Source organism: Streptomyces aurantiacus, assembly GCF_027107535.1.
Classification (GTDB): Bacteria; Actinomycetota; Actinomycetes; order Streptomycetales; family Streptomycetaceae; genus Streptomyces.
Window position 1 is genome coordinate 5,608,573 of sequence record NZ_CP114283.1, and the last position, 15,707, is coordinate 5,624,279.

Here is a 15,707-nt window from a genome sequence, read left to right on the forward strand (position 1 = left end):
TGCGGACTCGGCGGCCGGGCAAGGGAGTTCGCCCGCGCGTTCGTCCGCCTCGGCGGTCAGCTCACCGCGCGCACCGCGTCGCGGATCAGGTCGGCGACCGCCTTGGGCTGGGAGACGGCGACCGCGTGCGAGGCGCCCTCCAGCTCGACGACGGTCGCCCCGGCACGCTTCGCGCCGAACCGCTCGACCTCGGGATTGATCGCCTGGTCCGCGCCGGCCACCAGCGCCCAGGACGGCTTGGTCTGCCACGCGGCGGCGGAGGCCGTCTCCGTGAAGGCACCTGCCGCGAGCGGGCGCTGGGCGACCGCCAGGACCTTCGTGACCTCGTGCGGCACGTCCGCGGCGAAGACCGACGGGAAGGCGTCCGCGGTGATGGTCACCTCCGTTGCCGAGTCGCCGCCCCCTACGGGGTACGTCCACTCCTTCAGGTTGCTGACCAGCGGCGAGTCGGGGAATCGGCCCTGCAGTTCACCGAGGCTCTCGCCCTCCTCGAGGACGTAGGCCGCGACGTAGACCAGTCCGACGACGTTGTCGGTGGTACCCGCCACGGTGATCAGTGCGCCGCCGTAGGAGTGGCCGACCAGCACGACGGGGCCGTCGATCTGCGCGGCCACGGAGGCGACATGGGCGGCATCGGCGGCGAGCCCGCGCAGCGGGTTGGGCGGGGCGATCACCGGTATGCCGTGGCTCTGCAGCTCGGTGATGACGCCGGACCAGCTGGTCGCGTCGGCGAAGGCGCCGTGGACCAGGACGACGGTCGGAGTGGAAGTGCTCATGTGTGGGTTCTCTCCTGGATCAGACGGTGTGCAGGGCAGTGCGCAGGGTGCCGACGGCCAGGGTGATGGCAGCCTCGGCGGCATGGGTCTCGCGCAGCGCGTTGAGCATGACGAAGTCGTGGATGATGCCCTGGAAGCGCACGGCGGTCACCGGAACGCCGGCCTCACGCAGTTTGTCGGCGTACGCCTCGCCCTCGTCGCGCAGCACGTCCGCCTCACCGGTGACGACCAGGGCCGGGGGCAGACCGGTGAGCTGCTCGGTGGTGGCGCGCAACGGGGAGGCGGTGATCTGCGCGCGATCGGCCTCATCGGTCGTGTACTGGTCCCAGAACCACTGCATGCCGTCCCGGCGCAGGAAGTAGCCGGTGGCGAACTGGTGGTAGGAGCCGGTGTCGAAACTCGCGTCCGTGACCGGGTAGAACAGCACCTGCTGCACCAGCGGTACGTCACCGCGCTCCTTGGCCATCAGGGTCAGCGCGGCACTCATGTTGCCGCCGACGGAGTCACCGACCACGGCCAGCCGCGTCCCGTCCAGGCCCTTGGCCGCGCCCTGCTGGACGATCCACTGCGCGACCGCGTAGTTCTGCTCGACGGCAACCGGGTAGCGGGCCTCGGGCGACAGGTCGTACTCGGGGAAGACCACGGCCGCCTCCGCGCCGACGGCCAGCTCGCGCACCAGACGGTCGTGGGTGTGGGCGTTGCCGAACACCCAGCCCGCGCCGTGGATGTAGAGGATCACCGGCAGCGTGCCGGCCGCCCCGGCGGGCTTGACGATGCGCGCTCGGACGCTGCCCGTCGGACCGCCCGGAACGGTGATCCACTCCTCGTCGACCGCGGGCTTGTCGATCTCGCCCGACTGCACCTCGTCGACGGCCTTTCGTCCCTCCGCCGGAGTCAGGTCGAACAGGTACGGCGGATTGGCGGTCGCCTCGGCAAAGGCGGCCGCCGCGGGCTCCAGGACCGGTTGGACGGGCTGAACCGGCTCGTCGGAGTGGGGCATGGTGCATCTCCAGTGTTTCGTCGGTGCGCCGGCTCATCCGGCGCCAAGGGCCGGACTCCGGCGCAGGGCCTCGTGCGGCACGAATCCGTGCGCGAAGCGCTGTGGGCTGTCGTTCGTCACGGGATTTCGGATCCGCGGCGCACACGGACCGGGGCCGGCGGCTTGCGCCGCCGGGAGGTGCTCACCGGTGCCTCGTCACGCGTGGACGCCCGGTCCGGGGGCCCAAGGACCCCGCGGCCGGGCCGGGCAGCATCGTCGCGGCCCGGGTTCCCGCTGAGAGAAGCCAATCAGAGGCAGGTCAGGGCCTCCAGGCACAAAGCAGGCAGAAAGTCTGCCGGGTCGGCCACGGTCCGCCGTTGTGCACGCTGGGAACAGTTCGATGCGCTCAGGGAATCGAGAGGCACCCCGAGGAGGCACTAGCGTGCGGAGCAGAGAAACCCCGTCGCCTCTCAACCAGCGTTCAGGGCAGCGAGCCGCTCGCGTGCCTCGGCGACGCGTTGCGGGTCGGCGTCGAGGCCGAGAGAGACACAGTGGACAAAGGCCTGCCGTGCCTCCTCCGGGCGTCCGGCGGACAGCAGGGACTCGCCCAGGCGGATCAGGCAACGAGACAGCATGGCCGTGTTGCGGGCGGCGATGCTGAGGTCGATGGCGGTCTGCAGATGAGCGACGGACTCCTCCCACCGCTCCATGACGCTGTACGCGAGGCCGATGCCCGCATGCAGGTTGAGCCGGCCCATGGCGGCGATGTGCGGCTCCATGCGGTCGCCTGTCTCGTCCAGGAAGGCGAGCGTGTCCAGGTCGGAGGCGAGGGCTTCCTCGGTCCGGCCCGCACGCAGCAGGATGATGCCGTAACCGGCCTTGCCCTGGAGCGTGCCGTGGAGGTCACCGACCGCCTCGAACAACCGGGCGACCTCGCGGGAGGCATCGAGAGCCTGCGGGTAGTCGCCGAGCAGTGTGTGGGCCCACGACGTGTAGCTGTGGGCCCATGCCCGCTGGGTCAGGTCGCCGGCCCGCTCGGCCACCTGAAGTGCCTGGGCGGAACGGACCAGACTGTCCCCGGGCCTGCCTTCGCACAGCAACAGGGCCCAGGCGTGGTAGTTGAGCTGGGTCGCCTCGACGACGGCGCCTCCCAGGGCCTGGGCGGAGCGGACCGCCGTGTCGAACACCTCGGGCCAGTGCCCCCAGAAGATCCACTGGTCGGAGAACCAGTGCAGGGCCTCGGCCACCTCCACCACCGTGGCATGATCACCGGCCGCCGCGGCCGCGCGCAGGGCGCCCAGCCAGTTGGCGCCCTCGGCCTGCAGCCACTCACGGGCCCGGTCGGCGGTGGACAGGTCCACCACGCCCTGCCAGCCTTCGGGCGGGGCACCGTGGTCGGGCTCGAACCAGCGGCCGGCGATGATCGCCGTGTCCAGCAGCCAGCGATGCAGTGCCGCACGGGCCAGGGCCGTGTCCTGGACGCTCTCTTCGGCCTCCAGACGGGTCCGGGCGTACAGCCGGAGCAGGTCGTGGAGCCGGTAGCGGTCCTGGTCGGCGCCGAGCAGCCCGGCCTCGACCAGCTCTTCCAGCGTGTCCTCCGCGTCGAACACCTGCTGCCCCGTCAACTGCGCCGCGCACGCGACGCCGGTGTCGGGGCCCGGCACCAGAGCGAGGCGGCGGAAGAGCCGGGCGGCCACCGGGGTGAGCTGGCGGTACGACAGGTCGAAAGCGGCCGCCACCCGTACGTCACCGGCAGCCAGGGCGTCCAGCCGACGCTCCTCCAGCGCGAGACGATCGGCCAGTCGGCTGACGGTCCAACCGGTACGGGTGGCCAGCCAGTTGCCCGCCACCCGCAGAGCCAACGGCAGATGACCACAGCGCCGGGCCACGTCGGAGAGAGCGGCCGGGTCGGCGACGGCGCGTTCCGTTCCGACGAGCGCGGTCAGGAACGCGGCGGACTCCCCCACGCCGAGTTCCCCCAGCGGAAGGCGGTGCACGCTCTCCAAACCAGTGAGCATGCGGCGACTGGTCACCACCACCATGCATGCGCCGCTGCCCGGCAGCAGGGGACGCACCTGGGCCTCGTCGCGGGCGTTGTCCAGCACCAGCAAGTATCGCCGGTCGGCCAGCAGTTGGCGATACAACCCGGGGTGCCCCCCAGGACCGGTCCTGGCGAGGTCCCGGTCGGCGACCTGGAGTGCCCGGAGCACGCCGAGCATCAGTTCGGCCGGCTGCGGCGGGACGTCGTCCATGCCCCGCAGGTCCACCACCAGTTGCCCGTCCGGGAACAGGTCGGCGAACTCCCGCACGGCGTGCAGAGCAAGTGTGGTCTTGCCCGTACCCGGCGCTCCGGACACCGCCACGACCACCGGCTGGGCGACTCCGCGCCCCTGACCGGCCGGCCCTTCCGAGGCGGGGCGAACAACCGGGCCCTGCCGCACCGTCCCGCAGTCGTCGCCGAGGGGAGCCCCGGAGCTGCCCTCGGGCGGAACCCCAGGACTCCCCTCGCCGATTCCGCTACCGCTTTCGCCTGTGCCTCCGTGCCGAGCGGCCGTGCGCCGGGCGAACTCCGCCAGGCGCTCCAACTCCCGCTCCCGGCCCACGAAGTCGTCGATGCCACGCGGCAGGGCCCGTACCCCCACGGGGCTGTATGCCGGACTGCGTCCGGCGCGGGCGGCCGTCAGCAGTCGCTCGCGCTGCGCGTCACCCAGCCCCAGACCGTCCGCGAGCGCGGCGACGGTCCGCCGCTGCGGAGCCGCCCGCCGCCCCCGCTCCAGGTCCCCGATGCCCCGCACGCTCACGCCCGACGCCTCCGCCAGGCCCTCGATGGTCAGTGACGCGGACATCCGCATGTCCCGCAGCAACGCCCCGAAGGCCGCCTGCTCGCCGTTCAACTCCGACCCCTTCTGATCACCACGCCCCCGTCCCAACCCCCGAGCATGATCACCAGAATTCTAGGCGAGCCCCGAGGACCGCCTCCGCGGCGGACAGCGACACGGCGTCGGCGGCTCACCGCCCCGGCCTCGCACTCGAAGACGTCCACCCGACCGCCCCTTCCTTCCGGGTCGCACGTCTCGTCCCACAGCCGTGCGGCCGACCCGGCCGCGTCACCGGGTCCGCCGCGCTGCACGTCACTGGCCTCGGGTCTCAGCTCGCTGCCTGCTGCACGAGTGCGCCGATCCTTGCCTCGTCGGCCGCGGTCAGCTTCGTCAGGGCGTAGGAGGTCGGCCACATGGCGTCGTCGTCGAGGTTCGCGGTGTCGCTGAAGCCGAGCGTCGCGTACCGCGCGTTGAACTTCTGCGCGCACTGGAAGAAGCAGACGACCTTGCCGTCCTTGGTGTACGCGGGCATCCCGTACCAGAGCTTCGGTGCGAGGTGTGGTGCGCCGGCCTTGACGACGGCGTGGACGCGCTCCGCCATGGTCCGGTCCGGTTCCTGCATCTCGGCGATCTTCGCGAGGACGGCGCTCTCCTCCTGCGCGGCCTTGTCGGCGCGCGACGCGCGGCGTGCGGACGTCCTCAGCTCCTGAGCGCGCTCCTTCATCGCGGATCGCTCCTCGTCCGTGAACCCCTCGGACGTCCTGCTCTTCGTGGTGGTGGTCTTCGCCTGCTTCTGTGCGTTCGTCATCGTCCTGTTCCTTCTGGTGTGTGGGTCGACGGGTGGCTCGACATGCCCGGCAGCCGGGCGGCGATGAAGTCGACGACTCCACCGGCGCGGGCGTGGTCAGCCCCAGGCGCCGGCGATCTGGCGGGTGGTGGCGTTGAGACGGTTGAACAGGTTGGTGACGCCGACCATCAGGATGATCGCGGCCAGTTGCTTCTCGTCGAAGTAGGTGGCGGCCGTGTCCCAGACCTCGTCGCTCACCGGGTCGGGGCGGTCGGCCAGCCGCGTCGCCGCCTCGGCCAGCTCGAGGGCCGCCCGCTCTTCCGCGGTGAAGTACGGGGTCTCCCGCCACGCGACCACCGTGGCCAGCTGCTCATCGCTGACGCCGGCCTTGCGGGCCGTCTTGGCGCCGCCGTCGACGCAGGCACTGCAGCCGTTGATCTGGCTGACCCGCAGGTGCACCAGTTCCAGCGTCCGCGCGTCCACCCCACCGGAGTGGACGGCCTTGAGGAGCTGCTGGATGGGCTGCATCGCGTCGGACAGTACGACAGCGGGGTTCTGCATGCGGGACTGCATTGGTTCTGCTCCTTCGTCGGTGCCCCGTTCCGTCGGGGCGTGACTCCATAACAGCCCGGCCGGCCGGCCACGACCATGACGATGGGACACCGTGGGACAGCTGAAACGCCCTTGACCAGCGGCGACTTGGCCCGGGAGACTTCTGCCGGGGCGGGACGAAGAGGTGGGGGACACGGTGGACGTACAGGAACGCATGGAGAGGGACGATCCGCAGGAGGCGCTGGCCACCCGGCTGCGCCTGCTCCAGGAACTGTCCGGGCTCGGTGTACGGGCTCTCGCCCGGGACACCGGACTCAGCTCCTCCTCCCTTTCGCGCTATCTCAACGGGCAGACCGTGCCGCCCTGGCCCGCGGTCGTCGCCCTCTGCCGCCTCGTCAAGCGCGATCCCCGCCCGCTGCGCCCGCTGTGGGAGCGGATCTCGAACCCCCTGCCGGCGCCTCCGAAGAGCAGCCGTCAGGGCCGGCCCACGCCCCGCAACGACCTGCCTCGCGACGCACCCGACTTCACCGGACGCGAGGAACGGCTCGCCGCCGTGTTCGCCGCTGTCGAGAGCCATCGGGCGGTCTCCGTCGACGGCATGGCCGGCGTCGGCAAGACCTGTCTGGCGGTCCACGCCGCGCACCGGCTCGCCGCCGACTTCCCGGACGCCCAGCTGTATGTGGACCTGCACGGGTTCACCGAAGGCCGGCCCCCTCTCGACCCCGATTCGGCGCTGCGGATGCTGCTCTCCGCGCTCGACGTACCGTCCGAGAAGGTCCCGCAGGAAAGTCTGGAGCAGCTGGCCGCCTGCTGGCGGTCGGAACTGGCCCGCCGCAGAGTCGTCGTGGTCATCGACAACGCCGCCGACGCCGACCAGGTTCGCCCGCTGCTGCCCGGCGCAGGCCCTTCCGTCGTTCTGATCACCAGCCGCAACCGGCTCCTCGGTCTGGACGAGGTGCCTCCCGTCTCACTCGACGTACTGAGCCCGGACGAGAGCGCCCAGCTGCTGGCCCGTGCCAGCGGAGACCTCGGCGGCCCCGACAGCAGGCTGGCCCGTGATCCGCAGGCCGCCTCCGAGGTTCTGCGGCTGTGCGGCCATCTGCCACTGGCGCTGCGGCTGGCCGCGGCCCGGCTGCGGCACCGGCCCGGCTGGACCGTGGGCGTCCTCGTCGAGCGGATGGCCGAGGGTGCGAGCGAGTTCGACACCGCGTTCGCGATGTCGGTCCGGCAGCTCGACCGGGCCGGGGCACGGCTGTTCCGGATGCTGGGCCTGCTGCCCGGGGAGTCCTTCGACGAGTACGTGGTGGCGGCGCTGGCCGACGTGCCGCTGCGCAGCGCCCAGGCCCTGCTGGAAGACCTCCTCGACGCTCACCTCGTCGAGCAGCCGGCGGCCGGCCGTTACCGGCTGCACGACCTCGTGCACCAGCACGCGCGCCGGGCCTCGGCCGAGCAGGACCCGGCGGCCGAGCGGGAGCGGGCACTGGGCCGGGTGCTGGACTACTACGTGCACGCGGCGGCCGCCGCCGACGCCGCGATGCCGTTCCTGGCACCGGGCAGGCCGACCTCCGTCGGCCTGCCTCCGGCCGAACTGCCGCGGTTCGCGGACAAGAACGCCGCTTTCGCCTGGCTCGTCACCGAGTACGGGAACCTGATGGCCGTCTTCGAGACGGCGGCCGCCGTCGGGGCCGACCTGCACGTGTGCGAGCTGCCCCGCTTTCTGCGCTCGTACTTCGCGCGTCGCTGCGGCACGACGCATCTCAACTACCTCTTCGAGCGCTCACTGTCGGCCGCCGAGCGGTTGGACGATCCGCTGCAACTGGCCGAGGCGTACAGCGATCTGGGCTTCGCCCGGTACAACGCGGGCCGTATGCCGGAGGCCGAAGCCGCGTACGAGGCGGCGGGACTCCGGGTGTCCCAAGCGGGCGACATACGAGCCGAAGCCGAGCTGACCCTGCGCCGCGGCTACCTGAGATGGGACGCGGGACACGTCGAGGAACCGCTCGAACTCTTCCGCCTGGCCGGGAAATTGTACGAACAAGCCGGTTGTCCGGCGGGCGCGGCCCACGCCGCCGCCTCGGAGGCCTGGGCGATCCTGCAGCTGGGACATCGGGAGGAGGCGGCACAGCTGGCGAGGGAGGTACTGGGCATCCCGCACACCGACCCCGCGTGGCCACCCGCGCTGACGGCCCGGATCACGCTCGGCGTGGCCATCGCCCACGAGCGACCCGACGAGGCGGCGGAGCACCTGCACGAGGCTCTGGAGCTGGCCCGGGAGGACGGACACCTCAACAACCAGGCGTGGTGCCTCAACTGCCGGGGCGTCGCGCTGCGGCAGATGGGCCGGTACGAGGAGGCACTGGCCAGCCACCAGGAGGCGTTCGCCCTCCTCGACGAGGTGTTCGAGGAACACTGGAAGATCCATTTCCTCGACGGTTACGGCGAGACCTGCCGGCTGGCGGGCCTCCCCCAAGAGGCCCTTCGACTGCACCGGCAGGCACTGGAGCTGGCCCCGAGGCTGGGAAACCGGCACGCGGAGGCGCTGGCTCATGAGGGGATCGCCACCGTGCTCGACGAAACGAACCCGTCGCAGGCCGCCGAACACCGGGCGGCCGGGCAGGCGGTCTTGCGGGAACTCACCGCCGCAGCCGACTGACCGGCCCACGGCCCGTGCGTGCGGGCCCGCGTGCCGACGGCGCGGACAGCGCGGACGGCGCGCTGGTCCACAGGCCTACGAAGCGCCGTGAGGTCGCCTCTCACGCGTGACGGAAATCGTGGAAGCTCCTGCGGGAAGTTGTTGTTTTCGAGACGATAAAGTACTTAAACAGGCGGCGTGCGTCGATGCACGCGTCTCCGTCCGTGCATTCATGGGCGCCCGCACCACGCACAGGGAGCGACTGAGATGGCGGCACCGCAGGTCAGGTGGAGCGCTCTGCTGGACCTGCTGACCCGCGACGGACGTATCGAAGTCGAGGCCGCCGCGGCCGAACTCTCGGTGTCCGCCGCCACGATCCGGCGGGACCTCGACGAGCTGGCTCGGCAGCAGATGGTCACCCGCACCCATGGCGGCGCGGTGATCAACGCGATCGCGTACGACCTCCCACTGCGGTACAAGGCGGCCCGCCACGCCCCCGAGAAGGAGCGGATCGCGCACGCGGCGGCCGGTCTGGTCAAGGCCGGCGCGGTGGTGGGCCTCAACGGCGGCACGACGACCACCGAGGTCGCGCGGGCGCTCGCGACGCGCAGCGACCTCGGCTCCGAGGGCGGCGGCGAGCCGTCACTGACGGTCGTCACCAACGCCCTGAACATCGCCAACGAACTGGTCGTCCGCCGCCATGTGAAGCTCGTCGTCACGGGCGGAGTGGCGCGACCGGCCTCGTACGAGCTGATCGGACCGCTGGCCACCGAAGTGATCGCCGAGATCACGCTGGATCATGTCTTCATCGGAGTCGACGCGATCGACGTCGCGCACGGCGCGAGTGCCCATCATGAGGGTGAGGCCAGCATCAACCGGGCGCTGGCGCGGCGTGCTCAGCAGGTTGTCGTGGTCGCCGACTCCTCCAAGCTGGGCAGGCGGACGTTCGCGCGGATCTGCCCGCTGGAGGACGTCCATGTGCTGGTGACCGACAAGGATGCTCCCGACGCAGTGGTCGAGCCGTTCGCCGCCGCCGGAGTGGAGATCGTCCGCGCCTGAACGTCTCGGCGGACATGCCCCGAGCTCGGCCACGACGTCGGTGCGGCTCGCGGCCGGCACAGGGGTACGAGCCCCGTACCGGACCACGAACAGCAACGACACGCCTTCGGTCGGTCAGGCGCCGCGTCGGCGGTGCGACTCCCTACCCGATGTCGAAGTCGAGATTGGTCACGTACCAGACGTCGTCCATCCTGGTGGAGTGCACCTTGACGTCCAGCTGCTCCGACTTCACGCCGGTGGAGTGGGACAAGATGATCTTTTCGAGGGTCTGTCCGTCGACGGTGATCTTGTCGGCGGGGACCGCCACCTCGTCACCCTTGGCCGCGGGCTGGGTGACTTCGACCTTCGGGTCGTCCGTGGGCGGCTCGGGCGTGAACGACGTGCGGAACTGCCCGATGCTCTTCTCGATCCGCTTGGCCTCGGGTGTGTCGCCGCCGCACGTCGCCTCGTCGCCGTGTCGCGCGGGCGACGAGTCGGTGGCCGCCTCCCCCATCAGAAGGCAGGCCTCCTTCGGCTCACCCTTGATCACCGCGGTGACCCAACCGGCGACCGCTCCTTCGGCCGTGGACTGGTCGGCGGCCGTGCCATTCGACGACGCGTCCTTCTCCTTCTCGTCCGCCGGCTTGTCCGCGTCGGCAGCGGGCGAGTTGCTCGCCGACTCCTTGTCCGCGCCCGAGTCCGTACTGCTGGAGCATCCCGTGAGGCCGAAGAGCGCCACTGCCAGCGCGCCCCCTGCGACCCGGCCGATGCTCTTCCTGCTGTGACTCACTAACACCGTTCCCGGAGTCCTTCCATAGACATCCATGCGCGTGATGACACTTCGAGGCGTCCCGCGTCGAAGTGCCGCTTCGACCTTGGAGACGGGAGGGGCCACGGAACGGTTCCTTGTGAAACGAACGTGCGTGTGAATGCATCAATTACCGTACGAGTGGCGGTAGTTGTGGCTTTTCGACAGGCTTGCCCTGCGGTCAGCCGGTGCGGCCGCGCCTCAGCAGTTCGCGTGCCTTCTTCAGCGCGCTGTCGTGGCCCTGTGCGAGTTCCTCCTCGGTGAAGACCGGGGTGCGGTGGTGCGGAGGGATACCCGGGCCGTCGAAGGTGGTGCCCTCGGCCCTCCGGAACTCCTCGTTGGGCAGGGTGAAGGTCCAGCCGTTCGGCAGCGCCCGTTCCATGGTGTCGGAGAAGACACCCTGGGTGTTCTGTCCGATCCGCACCGGTGCCGGGGTGCGTGCCATCAGCGCCTGGGTGAAGGTCTCGGCGGCGCTGACCGACATCGGGCCGGTGAGGACGGCGACCGGTCCGTCGAAGCGCGGCCCGTGGTGCGGGCGTACGGTGATCGGCTGTCCCCGGGTGAACCGGGTGGGGTCCGTGGGGTCGTTGCGGGCGTACTTGGAGTACGCGGTGTACGGACGGTCCGTCAGCCGTGAGGCGATGCGCAGGCCCAGCGGGTCGGCCCCGCCGCCGTTCACCCGTACGTCCAGGACGAGACCGGTCAGACTCCTCCACGGGATCCTGGCGAGTGCGGCCTCCAGTTCCGCCTCCCACTTCGCATACGACGCCTCGGCCGTGTAGCCCACGAAGCGGGTGATGCGCAGGTATCCGGTGCCCTCCGGGAGCCGGGCGAACGACAGCGCCCCGTTCGCGTACTGCCGCAGCGGCACGCCGACGGCCCTGCCGACCGCCGTGTCGATCCGGGCCAGGTCCTCGGGGCCGTGCGGTGGGGTGTCGGGACGCAGTCCGCCGTACTCCCGGTCCTTTCCGTCGGACAGGCCGGTGTGCGCGTCATGGAGGGGCTCGATCATCTCCCGCAGGACGGCGAAGAGTTCGTCGTCGCCGGAGTCCTTGCCGAGCCGCGGCCGGAAGCGGTCGCGGACCTTTTCCCAGTCGATGTGCTTGGCTGCGAAGAAGGGGTAGTTCTCGGCGTAGGTCTGCCAGAAGACCTCGAAGACCGCCCGCGGATCGGCGGTCGGCTCCTTCGCACACGCGGTGGGGAGCGCGGCGATGCGGTGCAGGGTGCGGGTTCCGGTGCTGGAGGCGATGTGCAGACGTGCACTGCCGCTCGTCCGCGGAGTGACCGTGACGCGGACCGCTCCCCCGTGGACAAGGAAGCGGCGGCTGCCGTCCGGACCGGTGCGCCCTTGCTGTTCTCCCTTCAGGCTGCCCGGCAGACAGCTGACCGCCGTGGTGTCGTACGTCGTCATGCGGCGCCCACTAACGGCGACCGCGGTGCCGTATCCGTCCATCTGCCACAGCCCTTCCGCCGACGCGTCGGTCCTCCCTGCGGAGGTACCGCTCGCGGGCGCGGCAAGCCCGGTCAGGGTGAGCACGGCGGACGCCGTGAGGGCGGCGGGCAGGATGATGCGTGAGTGCATGGTCGTTCGGCCCCCTGCTGGTATGTGTCGTCCCTGCGCGGCTGTGGCGGAAGCGCGGGTCACTCATACGGTCCTGCCCCCGTCCCGCCGCCCTGCCGTTCCAGGATGTCGGCGGCGTGGCCTCCGTCGCGATGGGGTGGGCTGCCGGGCCGGTGGTGGGGTCAGCCCCAGCACACGACACGGTCGGGAGTCGACGAAGGCGCCGGGCCTCGAAGGGCCCGGCGCCTCAGATGCCGTTGGTGCGGGTGGGTCAGCGCAGGGAGGCTGTCCCGATGCGGTCGATGCGTTCGTTGACGCCGTTGCGCAGTTCTTCGAGCGTCGTGCCGGGCGGGGCCACCTTGGGCGTCGTGGACGGCGGCTGGGCCTCATCGGCGCAGGTCGTGCCCGAGGCGGGGACCTTCAGGTCCACCAGGTAGCCCGTCACGGCGTCCGTCGCGCAGGCACTGCGGCCGAAGGCGGTGTGCCCCTCGGCCTGGAACGTGAGCAGCCTGCCGTTCTGGAGCTGACGGGACAGGGCCACCGCGTCCTGGTAGGGGGTGTCCGGGTCGCCGGTGGTGCCGACGACGAGGATGGGCGCCGAGCCCTTCGCCCGGAAGGAACCGTCGTAGCGGCTGACCCGCTCGACGGGCCACTGGGCGCAGGCCGTGGCGTGCTGGTGGTCGTAGGTCGGCGGTCCGAAGGCCATGGCCGGGCCGAGCAGCGGCGCCGCCTCGGCGAAGGACTTGACGTTCCGCTCGAGCCGGCGCTGGTCGCGCGGGTAGTCCTTGTCCACGCACTCGACGACCACGTTCGGGCCCAGGAAGTCGAAGCTGGCCGGGGACGGCGGCCGGAGCAGGAAGGAGCTGGTGTCACGCTGCTGGGCCTTGCGCAGGGCCTCGCCGAACGAGGGCCAGATGACCTTGCCCGAGTTGATGTTGAACATCAGGCGATACACGAGGGTGTAGCCGTTCGCCTGGCCGCCGTTGGCGGTCGGCACGGGGTTGGCGTCCAGGTCGCGCTTGAGCTTCTCGAACGCGGCCCGGGGGTCGCCGTCACCGAACCCGCAGGTGGCCTGGTCGGCCTTGCACCAGTCGAGGAAGCGGCTCATCGCGCCGTCCAGGGCCAGGTACTGGGACTTGTCGTAGGCGTACGGCTGGTTGGCGTAGCGCTCCGGGTCGTACGCGCCGTCGAGGGCCAGGGCACGCACCCGCTTCGGGAACATGGCGGCGTAGACGGTACCGATGTACGAGCCGAACGACCGGCCGTAGTAGGTGAGTTGGTCCTCGCCCAGCGCCTGGCGCAGCAGGTCGATGTCGCGGGCGACGTACTCGGTGCCCACGTACGGCAGCAGGTCGCCCGAGTTGTCCAGACAGGCCTGGTTGAACTCCGCGGCCTCGCGCACGGCCGGGCCGAACGCGTCCGGGCCCGGGGCACCCTTGGCGTCGGTGACGGCCTTGGTGTACCGCTGGTCGTCGAAGCACTGGAGCGGTGAGCTGCGTCCGACGCCGCGGACGTCGTAGCCGAAGACGTCGAACGAGTCGCGCAGTGCGGCCGGCAGGTTCGCGTAGTTGCCGCGGACGAAGTCCACCCCGGAGTTGCCGGGGCCGCCGGGCTGCATGAAGAGGGTGCCCTTGCGCTTCGTCTGGTCCGCAGCCTTCTTGCGGATCACCGCCAGGGTGATGGTGCGGCCCTGCGGGTCACGGTAGTCGAGCGGCACCTCTGCGCTCGCGCACTCGAAGCCGCCCTGACAGTCGGACCAGGCGAGCGAGGGCACCGGCGGAGCTTCCTCCCGCGAAACCGCCGGATTCGTCCGGGACGCGCCGGTCGTCTGGACTGCCATCGCCTGGGAACCTGTCCCGGCGACGACGAGAGCGGTCAGCGCGGCCCCGACGATCCTCAGACGCGTAAGGCCTGCGCGTGCCGGCGAACCGGACCGGCGCCCGAACCGGCGCGTCGGTCTGTTGCCCTGGTCGGGCGAGTCATGATGTGACGTTGTCACTGAGTGTTTTCCCCTCAGGCTGATGTGCCGCCAAGAACTCACTGGTCAAGGTGAGTCGAGGAATGTTTAGCTCACCCGGCATGGAAATGACAAAAGGATGACCGGGTGTCGTTCCATCTGCGTGATCTCGCCACGCTCCGGAGGCAGTTGGTGCGCTCGTCGCGTCGGCGGCCGATGCCCGTGGAGGGTGGCGGTGGCCAAAGCCCGGGGCGGGACGACGGGATCCGTGCTCGGCGGTCCACAACTGGCCCCGCACGAGCTGACGTCGACATGTCGAGCAGGGCTGTCCGGGGTGGGTCGTGACGGTCCGCGGATGGTGCTCGGCACAGGGTTCGTCGCCTGTACCGGTCCTGCGGGCCTGCCGTGGGCGGTCGGGTCAGCAGCAGGTGCAGCCCGCGGCGCAACCACAGGTGTCCGCTGCGTCGTGGACAGATGCGTGGCCGACGGATGGGGCGCAGCAGCCCTTGCCCTGCCACGCGTCGCGCCCCTCCTTGGCGGCGATGGCGGCGATGGCGAGAGCTGCGACCGGGTCGGCCCAGGACCAGCCGAACAGCAGGTTGGCGAGCAGGCCGATGAGGAGGATCGCGGAGAGGTAGGTGCAGAGCAGGGTCTGCTTGGAGTCGGCGACGGCGGAGGCCGAGCCGAGTTCACGCCCCGCCCTGCGTTGGGCGGCGGACAGGAAGGGCATCACGGCCAGCGAGAGGGCGGCGAGGACGATGCCGGTCACCGATTGACCGGCTTCACCGGCGCCGCCCGTCAGCGCGCGTACGGAGTCGATGGTGACGTAGAGCGCGAGGGCGAAGAAGGAGACGGCGATGATCCGCAGCGTCCGCTTCTCCCGGGCTTCGCGCACCGCGTGGTCACCGGCTGAGAACTGCCAGGCGACCGCCGCGGCGGAGGAGACCTCGATCACGGAGTCGAGGCCGAAGCCGACCAGCGCGGTGGAGGAGGCGATGGTGCCCGCGGTGATGGCGACGATCGCCTCGACGACGTTGTAGGTGATGGTCGCTGCGACCAACAGGCGTATGCGTCGGGTCAGTTCGTCACGCCGGATCGGGCTGGGACCGAGGGATGCCGCGGCCACTCAGCAGCACCCCTTCTCTGCGGCGTCGGGGCAGTTGCGGTCCGCGTCGACGGCGACCACCGCGTTGCGCAAGTCGTCCAGAGCGTGTCCGAGTCGCTCGTCGGCGAGCTCGTAGCGGGTGCGGCGGCCGTCGGGGACGGTGACGACCAGTCCGCAGTCGCGCAGACACGCGAGGTGGTTGGACAGCCGGGTGCGGGAGATCTGCAGGGTGTCCGCGAGAGCGGCGGGATAGGCCGGGGCCTCACTCAGGGCGAGAAGGATGCGGCAGCGGATCGGGTCGGCGAGCGCGCGGCCGAACCGCGCCAGCACCTCGATGTCGGCAGCGAGAGTCAGCACGGCACGACAGTACATCGAATCCTGAATTCAAGGAATCGTGAACCCTCAGGTACGACGTCACTGAGCGTCCGGCCAGGTGGCACGCAGGTCGCGGCCGGTCGACACCCGTGCTTCCAAGACGTTGAGCGACGGCGGCGAACCGGGGCGGATCGGCGGCTGTGTGCATAGGGGCCGCGCAGGGCCCGGGGGTGATCCGGAGTACGCCGCCCGGGGCCGCCCGCCGAGATGCACGGCAGCGGCCCCGGTTCCGGTCCCACCCTTCTTCACCCCGGGCGCCCGGTCCCTTGCGCGAGAAGCGGCAGGTGACGCCGGTCGGGAGTCCGGGCGCCTTCCGCT

Annotated in this window: 12 protein-coding genes; 2 read left to right on the forward strand and 10 right to left on the reverse strand. The window is 70.9% G+C overall.

Annotated features, from left to right (window positions below; all coding sequences use genetic code 11):
- Positions 1-56: 56 nt before the first annotated feature.
- From O1Q96_RS27100 to O1Q96_RS27120, 5 genes are all read right to left on the reverse strand, one after another.
- Positions 57-776 (reverse strand): alpha/beta fold hydrolase, encoded by a 720-nt coding sequence (locus tag O1Q96_RS27100; RefSeq protein WP_269250629.1) that lies wholly within the window; start codon positions 774-776, stop codon positions 57-59.
- A gap of 19 nt (positions 777-795) precedes the next feature.
- A complete protein-coding gene (locus O1Q96_RS27105; protein WP_269250630.1) occupies positions 796-1,776 on the reverse strand; it encodes an alpha/beta hydrolase in 981 nt (326 codons plus the stop codon).
- Positions 1,777-2,225: 449 nt separating this feature from the next.
- Positions 2,226-4,649, reverse strand: a complete 2,424-nt coding sequence (locus tag O1Q96_RS27110) for an ATP-binding protein (RefSeq protein WP_269250631.1) — start codon at positions 4,647-4,649, stop codon at positions 2,226-2,228.
- A 253-nt stretch (positions 4,650-4,902) separates the two neighbouring features.
- Positions 4,903-5,382, reverse strand: a complete 480-nt coding sequence (locus O1Q96_RS27115) for an iron chaperone (protein WP_269250632.1) — start codon at positions 5,380-5,382, stop codon at positions 4,903-4,905.
- Between the two features lie 96 nt (positions 5,383-5,478).
- Entirely contained in the window at positions 5,479-5,934 is a 456-nt protein-coding gene (locus tag O1Q96_RS27120) for a carboxymuconolactone decarboxylase family protein (protein ID WP_217453646.1), read from the reverse strand.
- 175 nt (positions 5,935-6,109) lie between these two features.
- On the opposite strand from O1Q96_RS27120, the gene O1Q96_RS27125 reads away from it, so the two are divergent.
- Entirely contained in the window at positions 6,110-8,566 is a 2,457-nt protein-coding gene (locus O1Q96_RS27125; protein WP_269250633.1) for an ATP-binding protein, read from the forward strand.
- A 246-nt stretch (positions 8,567-8,812) separates the two neighbouring features.
- Entirely contained in the window at positions 8,813-9,604 is a 792-nt protein-coding gene (locus O1Q96_RS27130) for a DeoR/GlpR family DNA-binding transcription regulator (protein WP_269250634.1), read from the forward strand.
- Between the two features lie 142 nt (positions 9,605-9,746).
- Here O1Q96_RS27130 and O1Q96_RS27135 read toward each other — a convergent pair whose 3' ends face one another.
- The 5 genes from O1Q96_RS27135 to O1Q96_RS27155 all read right to left on the reverse strand — a co-directional run bounded on the left by O1Q96_RS27135 (position 9,747) and on the right by O1Q96_RS27155 (position 15,371).
- The gene (locus O1Q96_RS27135) at positions 9,747-10,373 is read right to left on the reverse strand and encodes a hypothetical protein (RefSeq protein ID WP_269250635.1); all 627 of its coding nucleotides are present in this window, start codon (positions 10,371-10,373) and stop codon (positions 9,747-9,749) included.
- 199 nt (positions 10,374-10,572) lie between these two features.
- Entirely contained in the window at positions 10,573-11,973 is a 1,401-nt protein-coding gene (locus tag O1Q96_RS27140) for a S41 family peptidase (protein WP_269250636.1), read from the reverse strand.
- Between the two features lie 250 nt (positions 11,974-12,223).
- Positions 12,224-13,792: an alpha/beta hydrolase gene (locus O1Q96_RS27145; protein WP_269250637.1), complete on the reverse strand. Its 1,569-nt coding sequence runs from the start codon at positions 13,790-13,792 to the stop codon at positions 12,224-12,226.
- A 535-nt stretch (positions 13,793-14,327) separates the two neighbouring features.
- Positions 14,328-15,035: a cation efflux transmembrane domain-containing protein gene (locus O1Q96_RS27150; protein ID WP_269250638.1), complete on the reverse strand. Its 708-nt coding sequence runs from the start codon at positions 15,033-15,035 to the stop codon at positions 14,328-14,330.
- Positions 15,036-15,371 carry an ArsR/SmtB family transcription factor gene (locus O1Q96_RS27155; protein WP_269250639.1) on the reverse strand — a complete coding sequence of 112 codons (336 nt, stop codon included), beginning with the start codon at positions 15,369-15,371 and terminating at the stop codon, positions 15,036-15,038.
- Positions 15,372-15,707: the final 336 nt, after the last annotated feature.